Below are 2,320 nucleotides of genomic sequence, written 5' to 3'. Positions count from 1 at the left end.
GAAATTTTAACTTCTTCTCTATTTGATTTTCTCATTACCCAATTATCTCATTATCCCATTATCCCATTATCTCATTAACTCATTATCCCATTGCCCCCGCTCTTCCAATCGCATACTTTCCATATCGTTTTTTGATCCTGTCCAGTGCCTGGTACAGATGAATATCTTCAGGGGTATCTTCAAAAAGGTCGAGTTGCTGGGTGCCGCGTACCAATCCCGACAGGCGTACGCCAATGAGCCTGACCATCATCCGCCGTTGATAAAGCCGCTGAAACAACTCCCGTACAACATTGATCAACACGTGGTCAAAGGAAGTATAAGGTATCCTTTTTTGAGAAGTAAAAGTGTCGAAATTGGAATAGCGGACCTTGACGGTCACGCAGGAAGTAAGTTTCTGTTCGGAACGAAGCTCAAAGCTTAATTCCTCCACCATTTTTACAAGCAGGCGGCTAAGCATGGGCACATCCATGGTATCCTGTTCAAAGGTACGTTCGGTGCTGATGGATTTCTGATCCCAGTAGGGCACAACCGGGCTACAATCGATGCCATTGGCCCTGCGCCAGATCTCGGTTCCGTTTTTCCCCAGCAATCGCTGCAGCAGCTCAACGGGCATCTCCCGTAAAATTGCAATAATGTCCACGCCCATTTCCCGCAGTACCTGGTAAGTCTTCTCCCCTATCATGGGAATTTTACGGATAGACAGGGGAGCCAGGAATCCGGAAACCAGGGGGCGTTCCACATACAGTTCCCCATAAGGCTTGGCCTCACCGGTGGCGATCTTGGCAACCGTTTTATTTACGGACAAGCCGAAGGAAATAGGCAGTCCCGTTTCTCTGATAATGCCCTGCCGCAGTTCCTGCGACCATTTCAGGCAGCCAAAGAAACGGTCCAAGCCGGTAATATCGATATAATGTTCGTCAATAGAGGCTTTTTCATACAAAGGAGCTTTTGCGGCAATAATTTCGGTAACCAGGTTGGAATATTTGCTGTAAAGTTCCATATCCCCGCGAATAACCAGGGCATCGGGGCAGAGCATAAGCGCCATTTTCATGGGCATGGCAGAATGAACACCATAGCGGCGCGCTTCGTAGCTGCAACTGCATACTACGCTGCGACCAGAAGTACCGCCTATCAAAAGAGGTTTCCCTTCCAACTCGTGATTGAGAAGCCGCTCGACGGATACAAAAAAGCTGTCCAGGTCGAGATGTAAAATAGTACGATCCATATTGATGCAACATTACAGGCAATCTTCAGCCTCGTTAATAAAATTTTAAAATGTGCATATTTTCAACATTTTTAGTGTTGATAATATACACAAAATTTATTAAATTTGTATGAGTTTTTACAAAAATCAGAAGCCGCCATGAATATTTACATCACCTCAAATATCCGCCTGCTCCGCAAACGCCGCAAGCGTACCCAGGAGGATGTGGCGTTTGCCGTCAACATGAACAGGGCCACTTATTGCGGGATTGAACTGGGAAAATCCATGCCCGGCATTGAAACTCTGGTTGCCCTTTCCAACTATTTCAGAATATCTATCGACACATTGATCCGTGTCGACCTGGCGAAACTTTCAGAATTTCAGCTATCTGAACTGGAAAGGGGCAATGACGCATTCATCAAAGGAAGTAACCTGCGGATACTGGCTTCTACCCATAATTCCGACAATAAGGAGAACATAGAGCTCGTACCAGAGAAGGCTAAGGCCGGATATGCCCTGGGTTATGCCGATCCTACCTACATTAATCAGCTTCCCCGCTTTCAGCTGCCTTTTCTATCAGCAGAAAAGAAATACCGCACTTTCCAGATTTCAGGTGACTCCATGCTTCCCGTGCCCGACGGGGCATGGATTACCGGTGAATTTGTACAGGACTGGGACAATGTCCGCAGCGGCAGGCCTTATATCATCCTCACCCTGGATGACGGCATCGTTTTCAAAATTGCAGACAACCTGATTCGTGATGAAGGAAAGCTCAGACTTTATTCCTTAAATCCTTTCTACAAACCTTATGATGTTTATGTATCCGAAATCAAGGAAGTATGGGCATTTACAAACTATATTTCCACGACTATCCCTGAAGGACGGACTGTAGATGGCACCCTGCATCAAAAAATATCCGATCTCAGTGCAGAAATCCAGGCCATCAAAGATCAGTTAAAAGAGAAATAATCAAATTTGATTTTCAAACTAAATAAACAAACTAAAAAATGAACACATCACCCAAATATATCTGTCCCCTTCTGGTGGTAACAGATATGCAAAAGTCACGGCAGTTTTACGAAACGATACTCGGGCAAAAGGTAATCCTTGACTATG

The 2,320-nt window shown here is 45.3% G+C and carries 2 protein-coding genes; one reads left to right on the top strand and one right to left on the bottom strand.

The genetic code is table 11. From position 1 onward, the window contains the following. Nucleotides 1-82 precede the first annotated feature (82 nt). A complete protein-coding gene (gene dinB, locus Q8907_16420; GenBank protein MDP4275854.1) occupies nucleotides 83-1,225 on the bottom strand; it encodes a DNA polymerase IV in 1,143 nt (380 codons plus the stop codon). A 105-nt stretch (nucleotides 1,226-1,330) separates the two neighbouring features. Here dinB and Q8907_16415 point away from each other — a divergent pair, with 105 nt between their 5' ends. Next, entirely contained in the window at nucleotides 1,331-2,173 is an 843-nt protein-coding gene (locus tag Q8907_16415; GenBank protein ID MDP4275853.1) for a LexA family transcriptional regulator, read from the top strand. The last annotated feature ends 147 nt before the right edge of the window (nucleotides 2,174-2,320 follow it).

This window comes from Bacteroidota bacterium, assembly GCA_030706565.1.
GTDB lineage: Bacteria > Bacteroidota > Bacteroidia > Bacteroidales > JAUZOH01 > JAUZOH01.
The sequence above is the reverse complement of the archived record's forward strand: the minus strand, read 5'-3'. Positions and strand labels throughout refer to the sequence as shown.

What these genes read in the sequence shown, in the direction of transcription:
- dinB (MDP4275854.1), bottom strand. Translation starts at nt 1,225, where the DNA reads ATGGATCGTACTATTTTACATCTCGACCTGGACAGCTTTTTTGTATCC.